The sequence below is a fragment of the Micromonospora sp. BQ32 genome (assembly GCF_059358895.1).
In genome coordinates, this window is record NZ_JCADBI010000014.1 from 93362 (window position 1) to 118242 (window position 24881).

At 74.1% G+C, this 24881-nt stretch carries 28 protein-coding genes; 13 read left to right on the forward strand and 15 right to left on the reverse strand.

What is annotated here, in order from left to right; all coding sequences use genetic code 11:
• Positions 1-35 precede the first annotated feature (35 nt).
• The 3 genes from AC5L30_RS24270 to AC5L30_RS24280 are packed head-to-tail and all read right to left on the reverse strand — an operon-like array spanning position 36 to position 2346.
• A complete protein-coding gene (locus AC5L30_RS24270) occupies positions 36-944 on the reverse strand; it encodes a hypothetical protein (RefSeq protein ID WP_494869928.1) in 909 nt (302 codons plus the stop codon).
• An 11-nt stretch (positions 945-955) separates the two neighbouring features.
• A complete protein-coding gene (locus AC5L30_RS24275; protein ID WP_494869929.1) occupies positions 956-2017 on the reverse strand; it encodes a WXG100 family type VII secretion target in 1062 nt (353 codons plus the stop codon).
• Entirely contained in the window at positions 2014-2346 is a 333-nt protein-coding gene (locus tag AC5L30_RS24280) for a hypothetical protein (RefSeq protein WP_494869930.1), read from the reverse strand. The genes AC5L30_RS24275 and AC5L30_RS24280 overlap by 4 nt, the downstream gene beginning before the upstream one ends.
• Before the next feature lie 92 nt (positions 2347-2438).
• Between AC5L30_RS24280 and AC5L30_RS24285 the strand changes: the two genes are divergently transcribed.
• From AC5L30_RS24285 to AC5L30_RS24295, 3 genes are all read left to right on the forward strand, one after another.
• Positions 2439-2858: a YbaB/EbfC family nucleoid-associated protein gene (locus tag AC5L30_RS24285; protein ID WP_494869931.1), complete on the forward strand. Its 420-nt coding sequence runs from the start codon at positions 2439-2441 to the stop codon at positions 2856-2858.
• Positions 2855-3748: an SseB family protein gene (locus AC5L30_RS24290; RefSeq protein WP_494869932.1), complete on the forward strand. Its 894-nt coding sequence runs from the start codon at positions 2855-2857 to the stop codon at positions 3746-3748. Before AC5L30_RS24285 ends, AC5L30_RS24290 begins: the two co-directional genes overlap by 4 nt.
• Before the next feature lie 233 nt (positions 3749-3981).
• Entirely contained in the window at positions 3982-4173 is a 192-nt protein-coding gene (locus tag AC5L30_RS24295; protein WP_013734349.1) for a DUF5703 family protein, read from the forward strand.
• Between the two features lie 51 nt (positions 4174-4224).
• Here the strand turns inward: AC5L30_RS24295 and AC5L30_RS24300 are convergent, their stop codons facing one another.
• Positions 4225-4887, reverse strand: a complete 663-nt coding sequence (locus AC5L30_RS24300) for a hypothetical protein (RefSeq protein WP_091408864.1) — start codon at positions 4885-4887, stop codon at positions 4225-4227.
• Between the two features lie 55 nt (positions 4888-4942).
• Positions 4943-6271 carry a M20/M25/M40 family metallo-hydrolase gene (locus AC5L30_RS24305; RefSeq protein ID WP_494869933.1) on the reverse strand — a complete coding sequence of 443 codons (1329 nt, stop codon included), beginning with the start codon at positions 6269-6271 and terminating at the stop codon, positions 4943-4945.
• Between the two features lie 280 nt (positions 6272-6551).
• On the opposite strand from AC5L30_RS24305, the gene AC5L30_RS24310 reads away from it, so the two are divergent.
• From AC5L30_RS24310 to AC5L30_RS24325, 4 genes are all read left to right on the forward strand, one after another.
• Positions 6552-8402: a hypothetical protein gene (locus AC5L30_RS24310; protein WP_494869934.1), complete on the forward strand. Its 1851-nt coding sequence runs from the start codon at positions 6552-6554 to the stop codon at positions 8400-8402.
• A 163-nt stretch (positions 8403-8565) separates the two neighbouring features.
• Positions 8566-9177 (forward strand): hemerythrin domain-containing protein, encoded by a 612-nt coding sequence (locus tag AC5L30_RS24315; protein ID WP_494869935.1) that lies wholly within the window; start codon positions 8566-8568, stop codon positions 9175-9177.
• 89 nt (positions 9178-9266) lie between these two features.
• Positions 9267-10247 (forward strand): LysR family transcriptional regulator, encoded by a 981-nt coding sequence (locus AC5L30_RS24320; RefSeq protein ID WP_494869936.1) that lies wholly within the window; start codon positions 9267-9269, stop codon positions 10245-10247.
• A gap of 60 nt (positions 10248-10307) precedes the next feature.
• Positions 10308-10553, forward strand: coding sequence for a hypothetical protein (locus AC5L30_RS24325; RefSeq protein ID WP_494869937.1), 246 nt, complete (start codon positions 10308-10310; stop codon positions 10551-10553).
• A gap of 56 nt (positions 10554-10609) precedes the next feature.
• Here the strand turns inward: AC5L30_RS24325 and AC5L30_RS24330 are convergent, their stop codons facing one another.
• From AC5L30_RS24330 to AC5L30_RS24340, 3 genes are read right to left on the reverse strand one after another with little or no spacing between them, the layout of a single operon-like run.
• A complete protein-coding gene (locus tag AC5L30_RS24330; protein ID WP_112700615.1) occupies positions 10610-10960 on the reverse strand; it encodes a DUF3140 domain-containing protein in 351 nt (116 codons plus the stop codon).
• The gene (locus tag AC5L30_RS24335; RefSeq protein WP_494869938.1) at positions 10960-11172 is read right to left on the reverse strand and encodes a hypothetical protein; all 213 of its coding nucleotides are present in this window, start codon (positions 11170-11172) and stop codon (positions 10960-10962) included. The genes AC5L30_RS24330 and AC5L30_RS24335 overlap by 1 nt, the downstream gene beginning before the upstream one ends.
• Entirely contained in the window at positions 11169-13727 is a 2559-nt protein-coding gene (locus AC5L30_RS24340; protein ID WP_494869939.1) for an ATP-dependent Clp protease ATP-binding subunit, read from the reverse strand. Before AC5L30_RS24340 ends, AC5L30_RS24335 begins: the two co-directional genes overlap by 4 nt.
• Before the next feature lie 140 nt (positions 13728-13867).
• On the opposite strand from AC5L30_RS24340, the gene AC5L30_RS24345 reads away from it, so the two are divergent.
• The 5 genes from AC5L30_RS24345 to AC5L30_RS24365 all read left to right on the forward strand — a co-directional run bounded on the left by AC5L30_RS24345 (position 13868) and on the right by AC5L30_RS24365 (position 19107).
• Positions 13868-14260 (forward strand): PIN domain-containing protein, encoded by a 393-nt coding sequence (locus AC5L30_RS24345; RefSeq protein ID WP_091408422.1) that lies wholly within the window; start codon positions 13868-13870, stop codon positions 14258-14260.
• Positions 14261-14412: 152 nt separating this feature from the next.
• A complete protein-coding gene (locus AC5L30_RS24350) occupies positions 14413-14673 on the forward strand; it encodes a hypothetical protein (RefSeq protein WP_030332749.1) in 261 nt (86 codons plus the stop codon).
• A 6-nt stretch (positions 14674-14679) separates the two neighbouring features.
• Positions 14680-15780, forward strand: a complete 1101-nt coding sequence (locus AC5L30_RS24355) for a hypothetical protein (protein ID WP_494869940.1) — start codon at positions 14680-14682, stop codon at positions 15778-15780.
• Positions 15773-18448 (forward strand): FtsK/SpoIIIE domain-containing protein, encoded by a 2676-nt coding sequence (locus AC5L30_RS24360; protein ID WP_494869941.1) that lies wholly within the window; start codon positions 15773-15775, stop codon positions 18446-18448. Before AC5L30_RS24355 ends, AC5L30_RS24360 begins: the two co-directional genes overlap by 8 nt.
• Complete coding sequence (locus AC5L30_RS24365; protein WP_494869942.1) at positions 18445-19107, forward strand: hypothetical protein; 663 nt, start codon at positions 18445-18447, stop codon at positions 19105-19107. The genes AC5L30_RS24360 and AC5L30_RS24365 overlap by 4 nt, the downstream gene beginning before the upstream one ends.
• 296 nt (positions 19108-19403) lie before the next feature.
• Here the strand turns inward: AC5L30_RS24365 and AC5L30_RS24370 are convergent, their stop codons facing one another.
• Both AC5L30_RS24370 and AC5L30_RS24375 read right to left on the reverse strand, forming a co-directional pair.
• A complete protein-coding gene (locus AC5L30_RS24370; RefSeq protein WP_494869943.1) occupies positions 19404-20678 on the reverse strand; it encodes a cupin domain-containing protein in 1275 nt (424 codons plus the stop codon).
• A 9-nt stretch (positions 20679-20687) separates the two neighbouring features.
• A complete protein-coding gene (locus AC5L30_RS24375) occupies positions 20688-20993 on the reverse strand; it encodes a hypothetical protein (RefSeq protein WP_494869944.1) in 306 nt (101 codons plus the stop codon).
• Between the two features lie 157 nt (positions 20994-21150).
• On the opposite strand from AC5L30_RS24375, the gene AC5L30_RS24380 reads away from it, so the two are divergent.
• Positions 21151-21930 (forward strand): DUF72 domain-containing protein, encoded by a 780-nt coding sequence (locus AC5L30_RS24380; protein ID WP_494869945.1) that lies wholly within the window; start codon positions 21151-21153, stop codon positions 21928-21930.
• 47 nt (positions 21931-21977) lie between these two features.
• Here the strand turns inward: AC5L30_RS24380 and AC5L30_RS24385 are convergent, their stop codons facing one another.
• The 5 genes from AC5L30_RS24385 to AC5L30_RS24405 form a co-directional block, all read right to left on the reverse strand.
• Complete coding sequence (locus tag AC5L30_RS24385) at positions 21978-22406, reverse strand: DUF2267 domain-containing protein (RefSeq protein WP_494869946.1); 429 nt, start codon at positions 22404-22406, stop codon at positions 21978-21980.
• The gene (locus AC5L30_RS24390) at positions 22399-22584 is read right to left on the reverse strand and encodes a hypothetical protein (protein WP_494869947.1); all 186 of its coding nucleotides are present in this window, start codon (positions 22582-22584) and stop codon (positions 22399-22401) included. Before AC5L30_RS24390 ends, AC5L30_RS24385 begins: the two co-directional genes overlap by 8 nt.
• Positions 22585-22695: 111 nt before the next feature.
• On the reverse strand, positions 22696-23568 hold the full coding sequence (locus AC5L30_RS24395) for a DUF72 domain-containing protein (RefSeq protein ID WP_494869948.1): 873 nt from the start codon (positions 23566-23568) through the stop codon (positions 22696-22698).
• 48 nt (positions 23569-23616) lie between these two features.
• Positions 23617-24015, reverse strand: a complete 399-nt coding sequence (locus AC5L30_RS24400; RefSeq protein WP_494869949.1) for a TraR/DksA family transcriptional regulator — start codon at positions 24013-24015, stop codon at positions 23617-23619.
• A 163-nt stretch (positions 24016-24178) separates the two neighbouring features.
• Positions 24179-24841: a nucleoside/nucleotide kinase family protein gene (locus AC5L30_RS24405; RefSeq protein ID WP_494869950.1), complete on the reverse strand. Its 663-nt coding sequence runs from the start codon at positions 24839-24841 to the stop codon at positions 24179-24181.
• Positions 24842-24881: the final 40 nt, after the last annotated feature.

Below are 24881 nucleotides of genomic sequence, written 5' to 3' on the forward strand. Positions count from 1 at the left end.
CAGACCGCCGGGTCACGGCTGACCCGCCGGCCGGGTCACGGCGTCGGGCGGTTTCCGGGGAGGTCCTGGATCGCGGCCAGGAACCGCGACTGGTCGTCGCGCAGCGCGGGCTGGGTGAGCCGGATCCACGAGCCGTCGGCGAAGACGACGGTGGAGGCGAGCTGCACGAGCCCGCTCGCACCACGCTCGGAGTCGACCCGGGCCACCCGGTCGCGGCGCACACTCCACAGCACCCGCGGTTGCCGCCGGTCGGGCCGGTCGGCGTCCGGGCGGGGACCCATCCGCAGCAGGTGCAGGTGGGTGTCGGTCACCGCCAGCGGGGTGCCGCTGTAGCGCTCCAGGAAGAGCAGCAGGCTGCCGGCGAGGGTGGCGAGGTCGCCGCTGAAGACGTACCGGCGGCGGTAGGCGATCTCGGCGAGCTGCTCGGCCAGCGGCCGGTACCGACTCAGCCGGAACAGCGCGCGGAACGCCTCCTGCTCCTCGGTGAGCGGGATCGGCTCCCGCTGGGCGGGTTGGTGGGGCAGGCCCGGCTCCGGCGCGGCCAGCTCCGGCAGCCCGGCGGCGACGGCGCCGGCCTTGCCCGGCAGCAGCAGCACACCCGCGGCCAGCCGCACCGGCGCCAGCACGGCGTCGACCCAGACCACCGGGTTGACGATGTTGAGCAGCCCGAACAGCACCTTCGGGTCGAGCGCGTCGGCCAGCTCGGCGCCGACCTCGTCGGCGAGCTGCCGACCGGCCCGGTGGGTCTGCGACATGCGCACCGGCCCGAGCCCCACATAGCGGAGGTCCTGCCCGGCCAGCAGCGGCGCCACCAGGGCGCGCTCCGGCTCGTCGCTGGTGCGGAGTTCGTCGCGCAGCTCGCGCGCCTTGTCCCGGGCGGCCCGCGCGCCGCCGAGCACCGCGTCGGTGAACCGACCGAGCCGACCCCGCTCCCCTGACATCACCCGTCGCCTCCCTAGCGGCCCGCCGGCTGGCCTACCGGCGGCTGCCCGAAGACATTCTGGTCGACCCAGTCCGCGCCGCCCTGCACCGCCTGGTCGATCTGGTCGCCGACCTGTTCGCTGCCGGGAACGGAGAGCCCACTGGTCAACGCGACGGTCCCCCAGGTCACCCCGTGCACGACCGAGTTCGGCACGTTCCACGGCAGGTTGGTCGCCCAGTCCCGGGCGATCACCCGGGCGCCGTCGGCGACCCCGTGCGCCCGCAGCGCGCCGGCCCGCTCAAGGGCGCCCATGTCGAACGGGGAGCCGGACTTGCCCAGCTTGTAGGTGCCCTTGGAGGGGTCGAGGAACTTGTGGTGCCACTTGTCGAGCAAGCCGTCGGCACGGCGCTTGTCGGCGTACTTCTTGCCGGTGCGCAGCGCCTTCTGCATGTCGACCAGCTTGTCCAGGTGCGTCCGCAGCTTGCGCAGGTACAGCAGAACCCGCTGGAGCAGGCGGATGACCTTCTGCAGGTGCACCGCGAGCGGGCGGATGACCTTCAACATCCGGGTGACCACGATCAGGCCCCTGGTGACGGCCAGGCCCACGCCGGCAGCCCAGGACGCGCCCATGGTGACCGGCGCCATCAGCAACGCCGTCACCAGGGTCACCAGGAGGAAGTTCACGAACTCCACGCAGAGGTCCACGAGCACGTCGTGCACGGTCTGCAGGCCGTCGGCGACACTGCGCAGGTACTCCGCGGTCGCGGCGAACTGCTCGGCGACGCCGAGGAGTTGCTGCTCCACCTCGGCCAACCGCTGGCCGTACGCCACACCGGAGGGTGAACGCCAGCCGGCCTGCGCGGACTCCCGGGCGCCGCGGTGCCCCTGCGCCAGGTCGCGCACCTGCGCGGCCAGCGCGTCCCACTCGGCGGCCTTCGCGCGCAGCACGGCGGGCTCGCCGTCGACCAGGTCGACGAGCTGGATCAGCGGCCAGGCCAGGGTGCGGCAGACACTGTCGACGGCGTCCTGCACACCGGAGAGCGCGTTGTCGAGGCCGTTCCACAGCTCGACGGCGCTGCCGGCCGGGCCACTCATCCGAGCAGCCCCGACTGGATGGCCTTGAACCCGGCGTCGAGGTCCCGCTCGTTGTGCTCGTACGCCTCCACCGTGTCGGCCAGCGCCGTGGCCACCCGGCCGAACGCGGCGTTCGCGGCGGCGAACAACTCCTTGCCGCCGGTGACCTGCTCGGCGTACTTGTCGCGGAGCAGGTCGCTGGCGAACGGCAGATGACCGAAGGCGTCCGACGGCACGTCGCCGGCCGAGACGATCTGCCCCTCCAGCGCGGCGAGCGAGCTGGCGACCTGCTTGGCGGCTGTCTCCAGTCGACGGACCGCCTGCACGTCGACCTCGATATCCGGCGGCATGCCGTTCCTCCCCCATGAGTCGAGCGCACCGACGATACGATCTCCCGGCCGCCGGGCACCACCCGGTCGCACGATCCACGGGGAGGAATCTCATGACGGACCCGACGTCCGCGTTCGACGCGCTCGCCGGGCGGATCGCCGACATCGAGCGCCGGTTCGCGGGCCTCCGCGACGACCTGGCCGAGCTGTCCGGCACCGCGGCCGACGAGAGCGGGCTGGTCTCGGCGACCGTCGACGCCACCGGTGCGCTGACCGGCCTCACCCTCGCGCCCGCCGCCCTGCGCGCCGGCACCGGGGGGGTGGCCGAGCTGGTGCTCGACGCGTACCGGCGGGCCCGTGAGGTCGCCGCCGGGCACGTCGACGAGCACACCGAGGGGTTGGACGTCGCGCTCGGCGCGGGGCTCGGCGACCTGTTCGGCACGCCGGGGGACTTCTCGGCGCTGGGTCGGCTGGAAGAGACCGTGGCTCGGCTCGGGCGGCTGGACGACCGCTTGCCGGGCGCACCGGCGTGACGTCGCCGTCGCCGACCTGGCCGGAGATCGCCGCTCGGTTGCGGGACACCGTCGCCCGCTGCGACCGGGACACCGACCTGGAGCTCTCCGCCGGTCCGCGCGGGATCCGGCTGCTGGTGCGCCGCCAGGTGGTGCGGGTGGTCTGCCCCGGTCACGACGAGGCACGCCTGGCCGCGCTCGGCTGGCACCGCCCGACCGGCGCCGAGGGCTGGTGGTACGAGGCGGCGCGCACTCCGGAGCAGGTGGAGCGGCTCAGTGTGTTCGTGACCCGTACCGCCGCCGAGGTGTTGACCGACGAACCCGGCGTGCTCTCCTGCCGGCCGGTCCCGCCGGCTGCGGGCCCCGCCCCGACGGCGCGATCGGTTGCGGGCCCCGGCCCGACGGCGCGATCGGTCACGGGCCCCGGCCCGACAGCGCGATCGGTCGCCGCCCGGACGGCGCCGAACGATTCTGCCCCGGTCGAGGCGACCCGCGTCGAGCCGCCACCGGCCGAGGCGACACCGGCGAGGGCTGCGGAGCCGGCGGTGGCGGCGGTGCTCGCCGCGGCGGTCGACCGGCGGGACCTGGCCGGCTACCTCGGAGCGCTGGCCGGCGCCACGGTGTGCGTCCCCCTCTCCGGGGAACCGGCGCCCGATGCCGACTTCCCGTGGACGGTCGTCGGCGACCCGACCGGCGCGCCGCTGCTGCCGGTCTTCACCTCACCCGGGGCGCTCGCCGCGTTCACCGGGGACGGTGTGCCGTTCATCGCGCTGCCCTGCGCGGAACTGTTCGAGGACTGGCCGGACCCGTCCTGGGGGCTGACGGTCGACCCCGGCAGCGCCCGAGCGGTCGCCCTGGCCGCGCCGGCCCTCGCCGCCCTGCTGTCGGCGAACGTCCCCGCCGCCGACTGACGTCCTGCCCAGCCGGGACGACGCCCACCCTCCCGCGATCTTGCAGTTGCTGTGGCGACAGAGGGAGCGTTCCACTCATCCCGGCGACAGAAACTGCAAGATCGGCGCGACGGGGACACAGGGGGACACCGGGGGCAAGGGGGGCACGGGGCGGCACGAACCGCCCAGGGCAGCGTCGTTGGTCACCCCCGAGGGGGTGGCGAACGGCCGCTGGGCTGGGCAGCATGGGTGGCATGGACTACGAGTACGCGCCACTGCGGCTGCCGCCGAACGTCGACCGGTTGACCGCCGCGGCGCAGTTGGCGATCCAGGCGGAGTTCTCCGGATGGGAGTTGGCCCGGGTGCGGCTGTACCGGGACGGCACGCGGCAGGTGGTGCTGCGTCGCCGGCGGGTCAACCAGCCGCAGCCGGGCCTGTCGTACTGACGACCGGGCGGTGCCGCCCGGGGCCGGAGTCGGCCTCGGGCGGCACCCGGCCTAGTGCTGGTGCCCGGCGTGGTCGTGGTCGTCGTCGAGCTCCAGGAACGGGTGCTCGTCGAGTCGACCGACCAGCCGGTCGTCGGCCGCCGGCTGGAACGGGCCGACCGCGTCGTCGTCGTCGAACGACTCCAGGTCGACCGGCGTGCCCACCTCGCTGACCATGACCACCCCGTCGAGCGGTTCCAGCTCGGGGACGTCCAACGCGCCGAGCGAGCCGTCGCCGCTCTGCAGCAGCTCCAGCACCGCCTCGCCGACCCCTTCCACCGGCGCCGGCTCGTCGTCCTCCGGGGTGCCCTCGCGGCGGGCCGCCTCGGCCACCCGCAGCAGCGCGGCGACGCTCGGCACCCGGTAGTCACGACGCTGACGCACCGAGATCACGCGGGGGTGCGGGTCGCTGGCCTCGGCTCCCTCGCCGCCGCCGAAACGCTCGTCGGCCTCGTCCGGGTCGATCGAGTCGACATCCCACGGCGTCACCTCGCCGAAGGCGTCGAGCAGCCGCTCGTCGTACGCGAAGGAGGCGTTGTTCAACGCCACGTACGCCTGCCAGACGTCGTCGTCGTCGACGCGGCCCTGCGCGGCGCGTACGGCGGCCAGGTGGTGGCGGGCCGCTTCGATCACCCGCTCGAGAGCGGCGTCCAGCTCACCATGCTGGTCGGTCATGTGGGGCAGTCCCTTCACGATGGGGAGGTGGCGCGCCGGCCACGGCCGGACACGACTAGCAGGTGCGGAGGAACCGGTCGAGAACCCGCACGCCGAACTGTAGTCCGTCCACCGGAACGCGCTCGTCGATGCCGTGGAACAACGCCGAGAAGTTCAGGTCGGCGGGCAGCCGGAGCGGGGCGAACCCGAAGCAGCGGATGCCGAGTTGCGAGAACGCCTTGGCGTCGGTGCCCCCGGAGAGCATGTACGGGACGGGCCGCGCCCCCGGGTCCTCCGCGCGCAGGGCCGCCGACATGGCCTCGACCAGGTCACCGTCGAAGGTGGTCTCCAATGCCGGCTGCCGCTGGACGTACTCGATCGCGATGTCCGGGCCGACCAGCTCGCGCAGCTGCCGCTCCAGCAGCTCGGACTGCCCGGGCAGGCTGCGGCAGTCGATGGTGGCGGTGGCCCGGCCGGGGATGACGTTGTCCTTGTAGCCGGCGCTCAACCGGGTCGGGTTGGCGGTGTTGCGGATGGTCGCGCCGATGATGTTGGCGATGGGACCGAGCTTGGCGATGGCCGTCTCCGGGTCGTCCGGGTCCAACTCGATGCCGAGCAGATCGGAGACCTCGGTCAGGAAGGCCCGCACGGTGTCGGTGACCACCACCGGGAAACGGTGCCGGCCGATCCGGGCGACCGCCTCGGCCAGCGCGGTGACGGCGTTGTCGTCGTGCATCATCGAGCCGTGCCCGGGGCGACCCTTGGCGTGCAGCCGCAGCCAGTCGATGCCCTTCTCGGCGGTCTCGATGAGGTAGAGCCGCTGGCTGTCGTTGACCGAGTAGGAGAAGCCGCCGACCTCCCCGATCGCCTCGGTGCAGCCGTCGAAGAGGCCGCGGTGGTTCTCCACCAGGAAACGCGCGCCGTAGTCGCTGCCCGCCTCCTCGTCGGCGGTGTACGCGAGCACGATGTCGCGCGGTGGTCGTACGCCGGTGCGCTGCCAGTGCCGCACCACGGCGAGCACCATGGCGTCGAAGTCCTTCATGTCGATCGCGCCCCGGCCCCAGAGGTAGCCGTCACGCAGCTCGCCGGAGAACGGGCCCACCGACCACTCGTCGGCGTCGGCGGGCACCACGTCCAGGTGCCCGTGCACCAGCAGCGCGCCCCGGCTCGGGTCGGTGCCCGGGATGCGGGCCACCACGTTCGCGCGGCCCGGCGCGGACTCGTGCAGGACGGACTCCACGCCCACCTCGGCGAGCTTCTCCGCCGCGTACTCGGCCGCGCGGCGCTCGCCGACGCTGGTGTCGTTGTCACCCGTGTTGGTGGTGTCGATGCGCAGCAGGTCGCGGCAGAGGTCCACGACCTCTGCGGTGGGGTCGGGTCGGGCGGAGGCGGCATCGCTCGTCATCGCCTCTTCATACCAGCCCGAGCCGGTCGACGGGCCGGCGCACCGACGCGGACGGCCTGGCGCGGTGTGCGGACGGACCGGCGCTCCCCGCGTCCGGCGACGAGGGCATCGACGGGTGTCATCCGCCCCGCCCAGCGCGACCGCCACGGACCTCAGTCGGAAACACGTCGCAAGAGCTGGCGTGCGGGATCTCGGCTCGTCGACGGACGAACCGTACAGTCGAGGCTCTGGCGATGACCGGATGCGCCTGCCTCTCCGCAGCTCCACTCAGGGATACGATGTGACAGAGTCCGAGCCGCGCCACCTCCGGACCCACACCGTTCTCACCCGTGACCAGGATCGGGCGGGCGTCCGAGGCCACCGCGTCCCGGTCACCGACGTCGGCGGCGCCACCCTCGTCGTCCGGTGCGACATTCCCCCACGTGGCGCGGCCCGCCGGAGATCCCTTCGGCTGACCCGGGCGGCTCTCGAGAAGAAGTTTCCGGGCCGCGACTGGCCGGCCGAGCAACTGGTCCGGATCAGAGTGCCCGACTGGCGGTGGCGCTACGCCGTCGCCGCGCTCTGCGTGCTGGCCGGCCTGATCGCCGAGGCGTGGCTGTACGCGTTCGCGCTGGCCGTGATCTGCGCGGCGCTGGCGGTCAGCGCCGCGCACGCCCGGGTGCACGACGTCGACCGGTTCGATCCGGCGGTGCGGCGCGGCTTCGCGGCCACGCTGCGCGACAACCTGGCCGGCACCGCCCGTCTGTACCTGTTCCCGCTGGGCGCGGTTCTCGCGTTGTACCTCGTGGCCGCGGCGGTGCTCGGATCGCTCATCGCCCCGACGGCGACGCAGGACACGATCCTGGCCACGCAGAGCTTCCTGGATGACGCCGCCGACACGGTCGGCAGGCTGAAACTGCCCGAGTGGGGCCTGGCCCTCGTGCTGCTCGGGGCGTGGTTGCTGACCTCCCTGCTGACGGCGGCCGGCACTCCCCGCGCAGCGGGGGCATGGCTCAACGGGATCGTCCGCGGCTACGGGCGCTACAGCGGGCCGGCGGTCGCCACGGTCACCGCGCTGTCGGTGTTCACTCTGCTCACGGGCACGGTGGCCACCCTCCGCGGACGGGTACAGCTGGCCGCCGAGTGGACGACGGACGACTACCGGCACGCCGCGGCCGCGGTCGAGGAACGGCTGGCCGCCCAGGTCCTCGAACAGGTGGTCCGCGCGCTGCGCGAGCAGCTGCCGACGGACTACCAGCAGGTGCTCGGCGGCGCCGTCTCAGTCCAGGTGACCACCGAGCTGGAGCGGATCCGGGCGGCCGACGGCGACCGGTCCCGCGACGATCCGGTCGTCGCGACCGAGGAGGATCGCGTCGCCCGCCGGGGCGGCCTGCCGGAGCAGTCGGTCATCACCGTCTCCGGTGACGCCCCGGCGCTGCCGACTCCCGGCGATCTGACCGGCGAAAACGCGCAGACGGCGCGACGTTGGGCGGAGGCGGCGCCGCCGGTCGCGCCGACCAGCGTCGCCACTGACGGGGGCAAGGAGGTCCTCGTGCAGATGCCGAAGATCGCGACCGAACTGGCAGCGTGGAAGCGACTGGGCGATTGGGCCCAGGACCACCACCCGGCGGCCAAGCCACTGATCGACGCCGTCGCCGAAGCCTTCGACACCCAGTTGCAGGACCGGCTGCGAGCCCAGGTGCCGCCGCTCGTTCGGAAGATCTCGGGCCGGTCCAGCGACGTGCAGGCGGCCATGAGCACGGCGGTCCGCGACCTCACGGCGACCATCGACATCCCCGCCATCGCCCGCAGGTACGCCGATCAGGCTCGGCAGGCCGTCGCCGCCGCGCAGAACACCCTGTCGGCCCTCACGACCAGGCGCCAGCAGTCGACGGCGCGGGCCGCTCTACTCACCGAACTGCTCCAGGGGAATACCCACGAGCGGGCCCTCACGGACACCGCCACCGCGAGCGAGGCGGTGCGGCGCGCGGTCGTCGCGGAGCTGCGTTCCACCATCGACACCACGACGGCGTCGCCCGATCTCCGTCGCGCGGCCGCCGTCACCCTGCACAACCTGTCGGGCCGAGGAGTCCGGGAGGTCACCGCCACCGACCTCGCCAAGGCGGTGCGGATCTGTGGCTGCGGCACCTGACGGGAGGCAACTCCAGGCGCCGACTGAGCGCGCCAGTGCCGTTCGGCGAGACCGAACCGGCCGCGCCGGTGCGGGCCGGTTTCGCCGTGGTCGCGTTCGGGTACCGCCGCCCACGACCGTACGTCCCTGCCGGGGCTTCCGCCCGCCAGTCGAGGAGGGCACCATGTCCGCTGTTCCCCTGCCGCCGCTGCCGCCCGCGCCCGCACCCGAGGAGGGCTATCGACCCGCCGGTCGCAGCATCGCCGACATCGTGGACCGGGAGCACCGGCAACTGCTGGCGCTGCTGGACCAGCTCTCCGGCCCGGACACCACACCGCAGGAGGGGCTGGCGGTGCTCACCGCCGCCCTGTCGCGGCACCTCTCCGCCGAGGAGCAGTACCTGCTGCCGGCGGTACGCGCGGCGCTGCCGACGGCCGCCGAGCGGGTGGACGCGGAGATCAACGCCGACGCGGCCCTGCTGGGCGCCCTGAAGGGGCTGACGGACGAGGCGTTGAGCGACGTCGCCGAGCGGGTCCGCCGGCATGTCGACGGGGTGGGCGGGCTGGTCACCGAGCTGCGCACGATCGCCACCGAGGAGGAGTTGATCCGGCTCGGCAACCGGCTGGAGATCGCCGAGGAGGCCGCGCCGACCCGACCGCACCCGGGCACGCCGGCCACTCCTCCGTGGAACCGGATCGTGGAGCCGGCGGTCGGGGTGGTGGACAAGGTCCTCGACGCGGTGACGCGGCGGCCGACGTACCTGGCGGACCTGCCGGAGCCACCGCGCGACCGGTGACCGGCGACCGGCGACAGCCGGCATGCATTCATTATCACCGATCCGCTTGGGCTATTCCGCCAGCAGACGCGTAGTCCTACCGTCACCCTATGAACCTGGAGCTGCGTCACCTGCGGGTGGTCTGCGCGATCGCGGAGACGGGAAGTGTGACGAAGGCGGCGTCGGCGCTCGGCCTGGCCCAGCCGGCGCTCACCGCCCAGCTCCAACGCATCGAACGGACGCTGGGCGGCCCGCTGTTCGACCGGGACCGGCGCGGGGCTCGACCCACCGCGCTCGGTGAGCTGGTGCTGGCCCGCGCCCGGGTGCTGCTGCCGGCGATGAAGGGGCTGCAGGACGAGGCCGCCCGGCTGGCCGGGGCGGGCGACGCGCCGGCGTGCTACCGGTTCGGTGGGGTGAACAGCCCGATCCTGGGTCGGCTGGTGCACCGGTTGGCGGCCGAGCAGCCGCCCGCCCAGATCACCACGTACGCGTCCTGGTCGGTGGACGAGTTGGCGCAGTTGGTGGCCGGCGGTCGACTGGACTTCGCGCTGGCCGGGGTGTGCGGCGACGCCAGCCCGTCGGCCGGGTCCGGGTTGAGCTGGCAGGAGGTGGCCGTCGACCCGGTGCTGGTGCTGCTGCCGGAGACCCATCCCCTCGCGGCGCAGGACGAGGTACGCCTGGCGGACCTGCGCCACGAGCAGTGGGTCGCCGCGCCGGGCGACGGCTGCTTCGCCGACTGCTTCGCCGCCGCCTGCGCCCGCGCCGGCTTCACCCCCCGGAAGGTGTACGAGACCGACATCCGCGGCTGCGTCGACCTGGTGGAAGCCGGCGTGGCGGTGGCCCTGTGCCAGGCGACGTTCCGCCCGGTGAGCGGTCTGGTCACCCGTCAACTCGCCGGGACGCCGCTGCGCTGGCGGCTGCTGCTCGGCTGGCATCCGGACTCCCCCGCCGCCCAGGGCGCCGCGCTGGTGCTGGAGACGGCCAAGGCGGCGTACGTCGACTCGTTGGCGCCGCATCCGGCGTACCTGGCCTGGCTGCCCCGCAACCCGGGGTTCGGCGTCCGGCAGCCGAGCGGGGCCCGACCGGGCTGAGCGGCCGGTATTCCCGGCCGCTGGCGGTGCGAACCGCCGTGGGCCGGGTATCTGGCGGACATGACCGACCTCTACCCGCCCGCCGACGACCGCGAACTGCTGCGCCAGGCGGCTGCCGCGCACACCGCCGCCACCCGTGCGGTGGAGGCGTTCCTGCGCCGCCTGCCGACGGTGCCCGACCCGGCCGACGTGACCGAGTACGCGAACCTGCTCACCCGGGAGGACCAGACCCGTGGCGACCGGGACGCCGCCGCCGACGCGGCCGGACTGACCATCGGCAGCCTGGAGCCCGACAAGGGTCAGTAGCGCGCCGCGACGGTGCCGTCCCGGGTCGGGACGGCACCGTCGCGGGTGAACCTCGCTCAGCGTTCGACGAGCGGGTCGTGACCCAGGTCGAGCAGGGAGTGCCGCCAACTGTCGTCGGCGTTGCCGCGCGACGGTTTGGCGTCCATCAGCTCGCGGATCCGCTCGACCGCCTCCCGCATCACCTCGATGTCCTCCGGGGTGAGGTCCACCTTGCGCTTGGTCAGCACCTTGAGGATCTCCCGGCCCGGCTGGGGCAGGTCGAGGTTCGGGTTCGGGCTGAACGACTCCTCCCCCGAACCCCGGGTCAGCAGCCAGGTCCGCAGCTGCTCCGACGGGACGTTGACCTCGGCGTGGAAGTCCTCCCAGAGCACTTCCACCTCGGGGTCGAGCCGCGCTTCGCGTACCATCAGGTCTCCTCTCCGGGCGGCGGCCCGGACGTCTCCGGGTCGTCCTGGTCGGTCTTCGGGTGCAGGCCCTCCGCGGGCACCCGCGTCCGGCGGGGGTTCGCGGTGGGCGGCGCCAGGATCGGGTCGGGATGGTCGTCCTCGTCCCGGGGTTTCGCGGACTCCGCGGCCTGGTGCGGGTCCTCGTGTTCGTCCCTTCGCGCCGACCCGCTCATCGCGGGTGTGTGGTCGTGGCGGCGGTGTACCCCCGCTCGCCCGCGGTCACGTCGAAGGTGAGCGCGCCGTCGCGGACGTCCACCGTGACCTTCTGCCCCGGCGAGATCGCCGATTCCAGCAGCATCCGGGACAGGTGGTTGTCCACCTCCCGCTGGATCACCCGGCGCAGCGGACGGGCGCCGAACTCCGGCTGGTAGCCGTGCTCGGCGAGCCAGTCGATGCCGGCGGTGGTGAACTCCACCTGGAGGTCCTGGGCGTGCATCCGGCGGCGGGTCTCCTCCAGCAGCAGCGCGGTGATGTCGCGCAACTGCTCGGCCTCCAGCCGACGGAAGATGATCACCTCGTCGATGCGGTTGAGGAACTCCGGGCGGAAGTTCTCCTGGAGGCGGCGCATGAGCCGCTCCCGCAGCTCGTTGCTCTCCTGCTCGCTGCCCACGTCCCCGGTGCCGAACCCGACCGAGCGTTGGGCGCCGGTGATCAGCTCGGAGCCGAGGTTGCTCGTCATGATCAGTACGGTGTTCTTGAAGTTCACCGTGCGACCCTGGCTGTCGGTGAGCCGCCCGTCGTCGAGCACCTGCAGCAGGATGTTGAACACGTCCGGGTGGGCCTTCTCGATCTCGTCGAGCAGCACCACCGCGTACGGGCGGCGACGCACCGCCTCGGTGAGCTGACCGGCCTCCTCGTAGCCGACGTATCCGGGCGGCGCGCCGACCAGCCGGCTGACCGTGTGCCGCTCCTGGAACTCGCTCATGTCCACCCGGACCATCCGGTCCGCCTCGCCGAACAACGCCTCGGCCAGGGCCCGCGCCAACTCGGTCTTGCCGACACCGGTCGGGCCGAGGAACAGGAAGCTGCCCATCGGTCGCTCCGGGTCGGCCAGCCCGGCCCGGGAGCGACGGACGGCCTCGGCGACCGCGGTGACCGCGTCGTCCTGACCGACCACCTTCTGGTGCAGGTGACCCTCCAGGCGCAGCAGCCGGTCGCGTTCCTCCTCGGTGAGCTGGCTGACCGGGATGCCGGTGGCCCGGGAGACCACCTCGGCGATCTCCTGCGGACCCACCTCGGGCACCTGGGAGCCGGACGAGCCGTCCTCGCCGTTGGCGCGACGGATGTCCTCCTCCAACTCGGCGATCCGGTCGCGCAGCGCGGAGGCCCGCTCGTACTGCTCGTCGGTGACGGCCTGTTCCTTGTCCCGGCGTACCTCGTCGAGTTCCTGCTCCAGCTCCCGCACGTCGGAGGCGGGGGTACGGGTCCGCAGCCGCACCCGGGCGCCGGCCTGGTCGATGAGGTCGATCGCCTTGTCCGGCAGGAACCGGTCGGTGACGTACCGGTCGGACAGCTCGGCGGCGGCGACCAACGCCTCGTCGGTGAAGCGCACCTGGTGGTGGGCCTCGTACCGGTCGCGCAGCCCGCGCAGGATGGCGATGGTGTCGTCGACGCTGGGCTCGGGCACCAGCACCGGCTGGAAGCGCCGGGCCAGGGCGGCGTCCTTCTCGATGCTCTTGCGGTACTCGTCGAGCGTCGTCGCGCCGATCACCCGCAGCTCGCCCCGGGCGAGGGCGGGTTTGAGCATGTTGGACGCGTCCATCCCGCCCTCGCTGCCGGCGCCACCGGCCCCGACCAGGGTGTGGATCTCGTCCATGAAGATGATCAGCTCGTCCCGGTGTGCCCGGATCTCGTCGATCACCTTCTTCAGCCGTTCCTCGAAGTCGCCCCGGTACCGGGTGCCGGCGACGAGGCCGGCCAGGTCGAGCTGAACGACCCGCTTGCCGAGCAGGGTCTGCGGTACGTCCCCGTCGCAGATCCGTTCGGCCAGCCCTTCGACGATGGCGGTCTTGCCGACGCCGGCCTCGCCGATCAGCACCGGGTTGTTCTTGGTACGCCGGGACAGGATCTCGACGGCCTGCTCGATCTCGTCGGCCCGACCGATCACCGGGTCGATCTGGTCGTTGCGGGCCAGGTCGGTGAGGTCCTGCCCGTACTGGTCCAGCGTGGGGGTGCCGCGGTCCGGCTTCGGCCCGTTCATCGGCCCTCGCTCGGCGTTGGCGGCCTGCAACGACTCGGGTTGGATCCGGCCGGCGGCCAGCATCCGCCCGGCCGGGGACTCCGGGTTGAGCGGCAGCGCCATCAGGATGTGCTCGGGGCCGATGTAGTTGGCGCCCATCGCCCGGGACAGCTGATGGGCGTCGAGCAGCGCCCGCTTGGCGGCGGGGGTCAACGACAGGTTGGGCGGCACCTCTCCGCGCGGCGCCCCGTCGCCCTTTCCGCCGAGCGCGTTGAGCAGGGTGTCCGGGTCGGCGCCGGCCCGGCGTACCAGGTCGCGCAGCGGTTCGCGTTGCAGCGCCGCCCAGAGCAGGTGGTCGGTGTCCAGGTCGCTGCTCTGCCGTTGCGCGGCCCGCCGGGCCGCGTCGGCCAGCATCTCCCGGGCGTCGGCCGTCATCAGTCGGGTGATGTCGACCCGGTGCGGCGGTCGGCGCCCTCCCTCACCCCGGCCGAAGTACCTGGCCAGGAATTCGTCCCACGGGTCGGAGCCGATGTCACCGGGTCCCATCATGTCTGTCCTCCGCAGTAGGGCTCGGCACGGTCGGCAGGGGCTACCCGGCGCGAGCCCCGACAAACGCCGCGGGTGGCGGAGCACCGGCATCCCGGGAGTGGCGTCGAGCCAGGGCCGGCCGGTGGTGGCAGGCTGACGGGATGGATGAGACCCCGCTGCTGATCGTGGATGGCGCCAACGTGGTGGGCTCCCGCCCGAACGGGTGGTGGCGTGACCGTGCCGGGGCCGCGGCCCGGTTGCGCGACTCGCTCGCCCCGGTGGCGACCATCGGCTTGCCGGCCCGGCTGACCGCGCCGGTGGAGGTGGTCCTGGTGGTCGAGGGGGCCGCGCGGGACGTGCCGGGCACCGAGGGCGTCCGGGTGGTCTCCGCCGCGGGCTCCGGCGATGACACGGTGGTCGAGTTGGTGGAGGGCGCGCCGCGTCGTCGCCGGCTGGTGGTCACCGCCGACCGGGAGTTGCGCGGGCGCGTGACGGCGCTGGGCGCCGAGGTGTACGGCCCGCGCTGGCTCCGCGAGAATCCGACCAGCAACTGAGAAGTTCTCGCACTGGGACTCCCACAGATCGGACTCCCGGCACTTCCGGGGGCCTTCCGGACAGGCGGGCAGGAACACCGACAGGGCGGATGTTCTTTCGAGACCGCCGATAGGCTCTAATGGAGATCTCCCCGCCCCCAGGAGGTTCCGCCGTGGCGAGCGTCGCCGAGCTGAAGGCTGCCATCGATGTCGCCCTCCAACAGATCGGAGACGGGCAGACAGCCGTGCAGGCGGCCGGCGAGAAGTTGTCCGAGGCACAGCAGACCCTGGCCGGGGCGCTGGAGGGCAGCGGGCACGAGACGGTCGAGGCGGCCCAGGCGTCGCTGACCCAGGCCAGCCAGGAGCTGGAGGAGTGTCTCGCCGCGACACTTGTCGCGGTGGAGCAGGCGCAGCTCTACGTCTCCACCCTGTAGGCCACCATGTCCATCATCGAGGATGTCGGCGGGCAGGTCCGTGCCGCCACCGAGGAGTTCCCGCTGGCCCTGCTCGGGCAGGCGCTGGAGAAGTTCGGCCTCGCGGCGGAGCGGCTGCGCTGGGTACGGCAGGAGTCGGCCAACCCGATGGGGGTGCCCGAGCTGTCGGCCGCCACCGAGCATGCCGAGAGCGCCGGCTACGCGCTGCGGGTGGCACAGGAGCAGCTGTCGGCCTATCTGACGGCGATCGGGCTCGGCGCGGACGGCGCCCCGGCGCCCCGCCCTGAGCAACGCGCTCCCCGACACGACACGCCACCGGCGTCCGGGCCCACCGCGGTCGCGCCGGAGCCCGCCGAGCAGGTGCGGATGCGCCGCTGGTGGTCGGTGCGGGTGGCCGAGCTGACCGGCGGGCGCGAGGGCACCGACGACGAGCCCGACGAGCGGGTGGGTGACTCCCAGGAGTTGCTGCGCCGAGTGGTGGGTGGTGTCCGCTCCGGCGACCGGGACCGGCTCCGCAGGGAGCTGCGCCGGGCCCCGGCCGACGTGGGGCTGGGCATGGCCGCGCTGGCGCCGCCGCTGCTGCGCGAGCTGGCCGGTGAGCTGCTCGGGCACCCGCCTCGCGCCACCGACCTCGGGCGGCTGCGCGGCGAGTTGGACGGACGCGTCCGTGACCTGCTGCCCGGGCTGCCGCCGCCGGTGCTGGAGACCCTGTTGACCCGGGTCTGCCGGATGCCGCCGCCGCGCGGCTCCGGGGAGCCACCGCACGCCGCCGACTCCGCGGTCACCGCCGGGGTGGCGGCCGGGCTGCTGCTCGCCCGCCTCGGCCGGGACCTGCCGGCCGGCGGCGCGAGAGAACCGGCGGGCGCCGGGCAACCGGGCGGCGCGGGGCAACCGGCGGGCGCGGGGCAACCGGGCGGGACCGGGCGGCCCGCGGGCGCGGTTCCCCGCGCCGGCGGTGCGGTGCAGCGGTCGGGCGCCGCCGGCGCGCAGCGCTCCGGTGGTCTGCCGCCGCGCTCGGATGCGCCGACGTCGCGCCCCGGTGGGCTGCCCCCGCGCTCGGGCAGCCCCTGGCGGGACGCGCCGACGCGTCGGAGCTCCGATGGCTGACCGGCGCGGTCAGCTGGCCAGCCGGATCCGGGACACCCTCGCCGAGGCGTTGGGCGCCACCCGTACCCGGCTGTCCGCCGCCCAGGCCGACCTGACCGCCGGGCGGGAGCGACTGGCCCGTGTCCAGCGGGCGGCGGCCGCCGTACCGGAGCGGGTGGGCGCCCAACGGGACCACCGCCTCGCCGAGATCGACGCCCGCTACTCGGCCCGGATCGCGGAGCTGGCCCGGCGGGCCGCCGACGCGGCCCGCCAGGAGGCGCCCGGCTGCGCGGGGGCCGACTGGGCAGGGTGGGCGCCGACACCCGCCCGCCGGGCCGAACCGCCCGGCGCGCTGCGGGTCGGCACGGTCCGGATCGACGACGTCGACCCGGTGCCCGCGCTGGTGCCGCTGCTCGACGCCGGGCATGTCCATCTCTCCGGGGATGACCGCGCCGGCTGCGACGCGGTGGTCTCCGCGTTGCTGCTGCGGGCCGTCGGCCGCGCCGACCCGGGGGCGGTGCGACTGATCGGGTACGACCCGGATCAGCTCGGTGGGGGCCTGGCCGGATTCTCCCCGTTGGGCACGGCGGGGCTGCTCACCTTCGTCGGCCCGGGCGGGCTGGGTCCGCTGCTGGATGACCTGGTGGAGCAGATCCGCCGGATCAACGAGACGGTCCTCGCCGGCGAGTACGCGTCGCTACGAGAACTGGCCGCGGCGACCGGCCGACGACCCGAGCCGTGGCGGGTGGCGGTGCTGCTCGGTGGTGAGGAGCTGAACCGGCACGAGCGCGGGCAACTGGACCGGGTGGTGCGGGCCGGCGCGGCCTGCGGCGTACACCTGGTGGTGCACGGTGTGCCGTTGCCGGAGGACCCGACGGTGACCCGGGTGGTGGCCGGGGTGTCCGGCGCGCGGATCGGCGGGTCCGCCGGGCTGCCGGTCCGGCTGGACCCACCACCACCGGCGACGCTGGTCACCGAGACCTGCCGGGACGTCGCCGCCCGGGTGAACGCGGGCCCGCCGCCGACCCCCTTCGCCGACCTGCTGCCCCCGCCCGAACTGATGTGGCGGGAGGACTCCGCCGACGGCCTGACCGCGCCGATCGGCGAGGGCCCGCACGGCCGGCCGGTGCGATTGACGCTGGGTGACTATCCGCCGCACGCGTTGATCGGCGGGCCGTCCGGCACCGGCAAGACCAACTTGATCTTCGCGTGGATCGGCGCCCTCGCCGCCCGCTACCCCCCCGCCGAGCTGGAGTTCTACCTGCTGGATTTCAAGGAGGGGGTCTCCTTCGCGCGGTTCGCCCAGGGCCGGCGTGACCCGAGCTGGCTGCCGCACATGCGCCTGGTCGGCATCAACGTCAACACCGACCGGGAGTTCGGGCTGGCGCTGCTGCGCTTCCTCGCCGAGGAGCTGCGCCGACGCGCCGACGCGGCCAAGAAGCACGAGGTGACCAAGCTGGCCGAGCTGCGGGCGGTCGACCCGACCGGGCACTGGCCACGGATCGTCGCGGTGGTGGACGAATTCCAGATGTTGCTGGCCGGCCGGGACGTGGTCGCCCGGGAGGCGGCCGACCTGCTGGAGGACCTGGCCCGGCGCGGCCGGTCCCAGGGCATCCACCTGGTCCTGGCCTCGCAGGACGTGCGCGGCATCGAGGCGCTCTGGGGCCGCCCCGCGCTGGTCGCCCAGTTCACCCTGCGCATCGCGTTGCCCAAGGCGCTGCGCATCCTCGCCGAGCGCAACGACGCGGCGCAGTCGCTGCCGCGCTGGCACGCGGTGGTCAACGCCGAGTCGGGCATGGTGGAGGGCAACGAGGTGGCCCGCATCCCGTCGGCCAGCGACTGGGAGACCTGGAGCGGGTTGCAGCACCGGCTGTGGCGGATGCGGGCACCCGACGCGGCGCCCGCCCGGCTCTTCGACGGCGACGCGATCCCCCGGCTGGCGGAAGCCCCGGACTTCCGGGCGCTCACCGCTGCCCCGGACGGGACCGCGCCCCGCAACCCGGTCGCGCTGCTCGGCGAGATCATCGACGTGCAGTCCCGCTCGGCGGCGCTGCGGCTGCCGCGCGCCCCGGGCCGCAACCTCGCGGTGCTCGGCACCCGCGTCGACGAGGCGTGCGCGGTGCTGGACGCGGCGGCCCGGTCGCTGGCCCGTCAACACCCGCCGGGCACCGCCCGGTTCTCCATCGCCTGCCTCGACGCGGACGCCGACCCGATCGCCCGCGCCCTCTACGACGACCTGGCCGACGACGCCGCCTGGTACGACGAGGAGACCGTCGGCGAGCTGATGGCCGAGACCGCCGACGGGCTGAGCGGCCCGGGGAGCCCGCACTACCTGCTGCTGTTCGCGGTCGACGCGGCAGCGGGCGCGTTGGCCGCCCGGGCGGGCCGGCGTACCGGCCTGGAGCAGCTGCGCCGGATCATGCACGACGGGCCGGAACGACGCACGCACGTGCTGGCCTGGTGGCGGGGCGTCGCCCGGATGCGCGCCGACCTTGGTGGGCCGGCCGCCCGCACGGACCAGATCGGCGCCTGGGTGGCACTGGACGCGCACGGTGGCGAGCTGGGCTCCTCGCTCTACCCGGGCACCGGCGGCCCGGACTGGTATCCCCGCCCCTGGCGGGGGCTCTTCTTCGACCGGGCGGTGCACCGCACCGGACAGGTGATCATCCCGTATGGACCGACACGATGAACGAACCGGTGACCAGCGAGTCGTACGTGGCGCAGCTGCGGCGGCTGGCCGAGCTGACCGCGCGGGTGCGTGAGCAGCGCGCCGAGGCGCGCACCTGGCACGAGCGGCAGTGCGCCGCCGCCGAGCGGGCCGTCGCCGACGCGGCCGAGCAGCTGCAGAGCGCCGAGGAGGAGCTCGTCGCCGCCCGTGAGCAGCAGGAACGGGTCGACGCCGAGGTGGCGCACCTGTGGCAGCAGGTCCGCTCCCGCCTCGGTGCCCGCCGCCTCGGTGGCCCACCCGCCCCGGCGAACGGCATCGGGGCCACCGACCCGGTGCCGCTGCTCGCCAAGGCCCGTGACCTGCTCGACCGGGCCGGGCAGCCGGGCGAGCTGCCGGGCTCGGTCAACCCGCTGCTGGCGCTCTGCGGGGTGGCCGGCAGTGTGCTGGCGTACGCGCTGGGCGCCGGCGCCCGCGCGCTCGGCGTCGGGTACGGCGGCGACCTGGCGGTCGGACTGCCGGTGCTGGCGCTGGTGGTGACGCTGCTCGGGCCCCTGGTCGGCCTGGTGCCGGCGCGAGTGCTGGCCGATCGCCGGCACGCGGTGCTCGGCCCCCGACCGATCACCGTGGTCCTCGGCGCGGGGGTGGTCGCCACCGGGCTGCTGCTGGCGCTCGGCCGCTGATCCCGCGCCGGGCCCTCCCGCCGGGCGCGGCCGGGGCGGGCGCGGCCGGGGCGGGCGCGGCCGGGGCGGGCGCGGCCGGGGCGGGCGCGGCCGGGGCGGGCGCGGCCCTCGCCGGTCTGGCCTGCCGCGGCGATGGCCGCGACGCGCCGGAACGGGAGCGTGCGCTGGCGGCGTGATCGACTCGGCTTCCTGGAAACCGCGCTATCCCCGCCGTTCGGACACCGCGACGTCCGGAAACCGAGTCGATCATCGCCGACGGGCCGGTCCGGCGGCGACCGGTCGATCAGCCACCGGCCTCAGGCCGGGACGAGCACCGCCTCGCGCAGCAGCCGGCGGGTCAGGGTGACCCGATCGGCGTCGTCGGGCAGGCCGGGCAGGTCACCGACCCGGGTGACCCCGCCGGTGAGCAGGGCACGGGCGGCCGGCTCGCAGCTCGCCGGCAGGGTGATGGTGCGGTCGAAGAGCCGCACCGCCACCGTGTCCGGGTCGTGCGGCACCAACTGCCAGCGCAGGCCGGGCCGCAGGGTGACCCGGGAGTCGGCGTCCAGGGTGGCCAACGCGTCGGCCTGGGCGAGCGGTCGGATCGGCGCCGGGCGGGCCGCCGACCAGGCCCGCTGCCGCAGCCGTGCGGCGACCGCGCCCGGGTCGGCGCGCAGCAGCCAGTCCCGCAACGCCTCCACGGTCTCGGTCAGCTCCGGCTCGATGGCGTCCGGGTCGGCCACGTCGGTGCCGAACGGCAGGCTGGCTCGCAGCCGCTGGTCCTCGGCGGCCAGCGCCAACAACTCCTCCACCAGGGCATAGCGGGTGAGCGCGCGGATGCCCACGGTCAGGTGCAGCGAGCTGGCGTCCTGCGCCTGCGCGCTGTGCAGCCAGCCCCGGGGCAGGTAGAGGGCGTCACCGGGGGCGAGCACCACGTCCAGCGCGGCTGAGCCCTGGGCGGTGGCGCCGACCTCGTCGGCGCGGCCACCCCACGGCTGCTTCTCCAGCGGGTCGGGCAGCACCGGCGGGTGGATCCGCCAGTGCTTGCGGCCGTCGACCTGGAGCACGAACACGTCGTGGGTGTCGTAGTGGGTGGCGAAGCCCTGACTGCCGGCCGGGGTCAGGTAGGCGTTGATCTGCAACGGCTGGTTGAGCGCGAGGCCCAGGTCGCGGGCGAAGTCGATGAGCGGTGGCCAGATCCGGTGCAGACCCTGCAACACCAGGGTGGCCCCGGACGCGTACTGCTCCAGGACCCGCTCGTCGAGCACCTGGTCGCCGATCTCGGCGCCCGCGCCACCGCCGCCGGTCCAGCGGGCCGCCGCGACCAACTGGCCGTCCTTGGCGACGCGCAGGAACGGGGTACGCAGACCGCGCCGACTCAGCAGCTCGTCGGCGTCGGCGGGGCTGAGCAGGTCGGTGAAGCCGGCCGGGTCGGGCAGTTCGGCGGCGCGGGACAGCAGCGGGGTGTGCCCCCAGTGCGCGGCGGCGAACTTGGCCGGCTCGACCGAGACACAACGGGCCAGCGCCGCGGTGGCCTCCGCGGACGGAACCGCCGGGCGGTGGTGACCGCCCGGCGGGTCGAGGTACGTCATGGCGTGCCGCTACCGAGCGCTGCCGTCAGCGCCACCGTCCTGCTGGCCCGCGGTGGCACCACCGTCGGCGGGACCTTCCGCGCTGCCGTCAGCGCCACCGTCGTGCTGACCCGGAGTGGCACCACCGTCGGCGGGACCTTCCGCGCCGCCGTCAGCGCCACCGTCCTGCTGACCCGGAGTGGCACCACCGTCGGCGGGACCTTCCGCGCCGCCATCGGCGCCACCGTCCTGCTGACCGGGGGTCGCGCCGCCGTCGGCCGGGCCCTCTGCGCCGCCGCCGCCGGTGGTCTGCATGTCGTCATCGTTGAGTGCCATCGGTACTCCCTCGGGTGTGCCGCCCCGCCGTACGCCGGGGTCCGTCGTGCTGCGGGTGGTACCCCACGCGCGATCTTCTCTAACCCTCACCGTAGACGCCGAACCGGGGCGACACGGGCAGTTCGCGAGCGGCGGCGGAGAGTGCCAGGATGGGGTGGTGATCCTGGTGGGCACGTCCGGCTGGCAGTACCGGGACTGGCGCGGCCGCTTCTACCCGCAGCGGCTGCCGCAGCGGCTCTGGCTGGAGCACTTCGCGGCCGGGTTCGCCACGGTCGAGGTCAACAACGCGTTCTACCGGCTGCCCGAGCGGGACACCTTCGCCGCCTGGCGGGCGCGGACCCCGGCGGACTTCTGCGTGGCGGTGAAGATGAGCCGCTACCTCACCCACATCAAACGGCTGCGTGACCCGGCGGAGCCGGTGGCCCGGTTCCTCGGCCGCGCCACCGCGCTCGGTGACCGGCTCGGCCCCGTGCTGCTGCAACTGCCACCGAACCTGCGGGCGGATGTCGAGGCGCTGGACGCGACGCTGCGACTGTTCCCGGCGCAGGTGCGGGTCGCGGTCGAGCCCCGGCACCCGTCCTGGTGGACCGACGCCACCCGGGCGGTGCTGGAACGGCGTCGGGCCGCGCTGGTCTGGGCGGACCGGCTGGGACGCCCGGTCGCCCCCCGCTGGCGCACCACCGACTTCGGCTACCTCCGGTTGCACGAGGGGCGGGCGCGGCCGTGGCCCCGTTACGGTCGGGCCGCGCTGCGATCCTGGGTGGATCGGCTGACCGACGCCTTCGGCGAGGACGAGCCGGCGTACGTCTATTTCAACAACGACCCCGGCGGCGCCGCGATCGTGGACGCCGTCGCGTTCGCCGCGCTGGCCCGGCGGGCCGGGCATCCGGTGTCCCGGGTGCCGACCGCCGCCGAGGCGGCCGCTGACGACGAATGAGCCCGCCCGACGGCAGTCGGGCGGGCTCGCGGTGTCGGCTCAGGCCGTCACGGCATCATCGCGGCGAGGTCCTTGGGCATGGTGTCCTTCACGTCCTGCCACTCACCCTGGGTGACGTGGCGGCGCAGGGTGTCCAGCACCACCTGCGTCACCCGCTCCGGGCCACCCTCCGCGTCGTACGGGAAGCCCTGCCGGACTTCGTACAGGAAGTCGTCGCGGTTGAGCTTGATCGGCACGTCGGACGGCACCCAGCCGTCGAAGTAGATCCCCCGGACCAGCACCGGCAACTGCTGGGCGAACTCCACGCTCTCGTCCACCGGTAGCCGGTCGCGCAGCAGGTGCAGCACCGTGCGCAGGGCCGCGTACGACTGGTTGCGCCGATCCTTCGGCCAGCCGTAGGCGTTCTCGATGTCCTTGAGAATGAGGTTCGTCTTGTCCAGCGAGGACTCGAACGCTGAGATCATCGTGTCAGCCATCGGTCGACCCCCGTTCCGTGCTGTCCCACCGTCGGTAGTCGGCGCGGCGCGGCGGCCCCACCGGGCCACGGCGGGCCCGCACCGGGCTGCCCTGCGGGGCGCGCCGGGCATTGTCGGCCGCGCCGACCACATGCAGAACGGCACCCCGCCGTCGATCCGTCACCACTCGAACCGTCATCCCCGTCACCTCCGTGTCGTCTCCGGCGTCGGCCGTCCACGGGCGGCCGTACCCACCGCGTCCACCCTCCCCGCGGGGCGGGTGAGGCGGCCCCACCCGGATCGGGTGAGATCAGTCGACGTTGAGCAGACCCGCGAGGGTTTTCGCGTTGGTCTGCGCGTAGTCGCGGTAGCAGTTGTTCATGAGCACGTGGGTCTGACCGGCCTCGTCGGCCAGTTCGCGCAGCTTCGGCGCCCAGTCGGCCAACTCCCGCTTGGAGTAGTGGTAGCCGAACTTCTCGTGGATGTCCTTGCTGGTCCACTTGTCGCTGTGCCCGTGGAAACGCATGACCGCGAGGTCCGCGGTGGCGGCCAGCACCGGGGGCAGCGACGAGCGGTGACCCTGCGGCATGTCCACGCAGACGTACGGCAGTTTGTGCTCGCGCAGGAAGGCCAGGGTCTCGTCGGCGTTGTCGCCGTCGAACCAGGAGGCGTGCCGGAACTCGTAGACCGGGCGCAGCGGCGCGCAGCGCTTCGCCACCTCCAGCAGGTACTGCTTGTTGGCCCGCTTGATGGTGAACCAGGGCGGGAACTGGAACAGCAGCGCGCCGAGCTTGCCGGCCTCGACCAGCGGGTCCAGCGCGGACAGGAAGCGCGTCCACACCTCCTCGTACGACTGCGCGGGCAGGTCGTCGGGGTAGACGTTCTTCTTGTCGGTCTCCGGGCGCAGGTCCTTGTAGAGCGCGCTCACCCGGGTGGGGTGCCCGGTGAGCAGGCTGAACGCCTTGATGTTGAAGGTGAAGCCGGCCGGGGTGCGTTCGGCCCACAGCCGCGCGGTCGCCTCGGCGGGCGGCGAGTAGTAGGTGGCGTCCACTTCGACCAGCGGGAACTGCCGGGCGTAGTAGGCCAGCCGCTTCTCCGGGGTGTCGGCGGTCTGCGGGTACCACCCGGAGTCCAGCAGCGTGCGGTCGGTCCAGGACGCGGTGCCCACCAGGATGTCACCCATGAGTGAAGTCCATCGCGTCGCGGACCGACCGGCAACCGCTGGGGTGGCTCAGGCCGCCCGCCGCTCGCGGGTCTGCTTGCACGTCACGCACGTGGTGGCGGACGGGAAGATCTCCAGCCGTTCCACCGGGATCGCCGCCGAGCAGCCCTCGCACCAGCCGTAGGTGCCCTCTTCGAGCCGGCCGAGGGCGTGCTCGTACTGGGCGCGGCGGTCGAGGATGGTGCGCAACAGGGACTGGGCGGTGTCCCGCTCGGCGGTCTTGGTGCCGCTGTCGGCCTGGTCGTCGCCGGCGGTGTCGCCGACCTCCACCAGCCGCAGCACCTGGCTCTGAAGCACCGCCTGGTCGTACTCCGCGGTCAGCTCGTCGTAACGCGCCTGGAGCGACTGTCGGATCTGTTCGATCTCCGTCTGGGACCGGGTCGTACCGACCGTGTCGTGGACGAGCATCGCTGCCTGCCTTTCTGGGCCTGTGGCTCAAGGTGAACCGGGCGCCGGCGGCGCGGGGCCCCGGTCACGGTCGCGTTCGGTGCGCGGGCGGTGACCCGCGCTCTGTGAGCCGGGCGAGTACCCGCCCGATCAGCCGCGCAAACCGACAAATTCTCGGTTGTTGTCAGGCGTACCCGCCGGGCTCCACGAGCGCTGGTCGGCGGGGGTCGTCCGCGCGTACCACCACGTCGGCGAAGCTGGCCGGGGCGACCTCGTCGGCGTACCGGTCGAAGGCGGGCAGCGCCCACGCCTGGGCGGGTTCGGTACGCCGGCGCAGCGCCGCCGGGGACAGCTCCAGGTGGACGGTCACGTCGAAGGGCAGCGCACCGCCGAGCAGCAGCGAGCCGCTGACCAGGACGACACCGCCGGGTGCCAGGTCGACGTAGCGGGCGCGGCTGGCCCGGTCGGCGTCGGCGTCCCAGAGCGACGGGAGGAGCCGGCCGGTACCGCCCGGACCGGCCGGGTCGAGCACCTCCCGGCGCAGCCCGGCCTCGTCGACCCATGCCTCGTAGAAGGAGTCGGGGTTGGCGCGGCCCAACTCGAAGCGCAGCGACGCGGGGCGGAGGAAGTCGGTGGCGCGGACGTGCAGCACCGGGCGGCCCTGGGCGCGCAGCGGGTCGACCAGCGCCGCGGCCAGTTCGTCGGCGCCGGCGGCGGGCGCGCCGTCCACGGCCACCCGCAGTCGCGCGGGCCCGGCGGCGGAGGTCGCGGCGCGGGCCGCCGCGTCGGCCAGCCGGCCGGTCAGCTCGGTGACGAGCAGGTCGGGCGAGATGGGGCGGATGCGCACCAAGCCATCCTGCCCCGCGCCGGGTGCGCCGGTGCCGCCG

Bases quoted from the DNA above. Each gene is read 5' to 3' on its own strand.
- AC5L30_RS24340 (WP_494869939.1), bottom strand. From the start codon at position 13,727: ATGATGGGACCCGGTGACATCGGCTCCGACCCGTGGGACGAATTCCTG.
- AC5L30_RS24320 (WP_494869936.1), top strand. From the start codon at position 9,267: ATGAACCTGGAGCTGCGTCACCTGCGGGTGGTCTGCGCGATCGCGGAG.
- AC5L30_RS24355 (WP_494869940.1), top strand. From the start codon at position 14,680: ATGTCCATCATCGAGGATGTCGGCGGGCAGGTCCGTGCCGCCACCGAG.
- AC5L30_RS24365 (WP_494869942.1), top strand. From the start codon at position 18,445: ATGAACGAACCGGTGACCAGCGAGTCGTACGTGGCGCAGCTGCGGCGG.
- AC5L30_RS24285 (WP_494869931.1), top strand. From the start codon at position 2,439: ATGACGGACCCGACGTCCGCGTTCGACGCGCTCGCCGGGCGGATCGCC.
- AC5L30_RS24335 (WP_494869938.1), bottom strand. From the start codon at position 11,172: ATGAGCGGGTCGGCGCGAAGGGACGAACACGAGGACCCGCACCAGGCC.
- AC5L30_RS24390 (WP_494869947.1), bottom strand. From the start codon at position 22,584: ATGACGGTTCGAGTGGTGACGGATCGACGGCGGGGTGCCGTTCTGCAT.
- AC5L30_RS24300 (WP_091408864.1), bottom strand. From the start codon at position 4,887: ATGACCGACCAGCATGGTGAGCTGGACGCCGCTCTCGAGCGGGTGATC.
- AC5L30_RS24280 (WP_494869930.1), bottom strand. From the start codon at position 2,346: ATGCCGCCGGATATCGAGGTCGACGTGCAGGCGGTCCGTCGACTGGAG.
- AC5L30_RS24315 (WP_494869935.1), top strand. From the start codon at position 8,566: ATGTCCGCTGTTCCCCTGCCGCCGCTGCCGCCCGCGCCCGCACCCGAG.
- AC5L30_RS24275 (WP_494869929.1), bottom strand. From the start codon at position 2,017: ATGAGTGGCCCGGCCGGCAGCGCCGTCGAGCTGTGGAACGGCCTCGAC.
- AC5L30_RS24325 (WP_494869937.1), top strand. From the start codon at position 10,308: ATGACCGACCTCTACCCGCCCGCCGACGACCGCGAACTGCTGCGCCAG.
- AC5L30_RS24370 (WP_494869943.1), bottom strand. From the start codon at position 20,678: ATGACGTACCTCGACCCGCCGGGCGGTCACCACCGCCCGGCGGTTCCG.
- AC5L30_RS24345 (WP_091408422.1), top strand. From the start codon at position 13,868: ATGGATGAGACCCCGCTGCTGATCGTGGATGGCGCCAACGTGGTGGGC.
- AC5L30_RS24305 (WP_494869933.1), bottom strand. From the start codon at position 6,271: ATGACGAGCGATGCCGCCTCCGCCCGACCCGACCCCACCGCAGAGGTC.
- AC5L30_RS24375 (WP_494869944.1), bottom strand. From the start codon at position 20,993: ATGGCACTCAACGATGACGACATGCAGACCACCGGCGGCGGCGGCGCA.
- AC5L30_RS24330 (WP_112700615.1), bottom strand. From the start codon at position 10,960: ATGGTACGCGAAGCGCGGCTCGACCCCGAGGTGGAAGTGCTCTGGGAG.
- AC5L30_RS24295 (WP_013734349.1), top strand. From the start codon at position 3,982: ATGGACTACGAGTACGCGCCACTGCGGCTGCCGCCGAACGTCGACCGG.
- AC5L30_RS24360 (WP_494869941.1), top strand. From the start codon at position 15,773: ATGGCTGACCGGCGCGGTCAGCTGGCCAGCCGGATCCGGGACACCCTC.
- AC5L30_RS24400 (WP_494869949.1), bottom strand. From the start codon at position 24,015: ATGCTCGTCCACGACACGGTCGGTACGACCCGGTCCCAGACGGAGATC.
- AC5L30_RS24385 (WP_494869946.1), bottom strand. From the start codon at position 22,406: ATGGCTGACACGATGATCTCAGCGTTCGAGTCCTCGCTGGACAAGACG.
- AC5L30_RS24395 (WP_494869948.1), bottom strand. From the start codon at position 23,568: ATGGGTGACATCCTGGTGGGCACCGCGTCCTGGACCGACCGCACGCTG.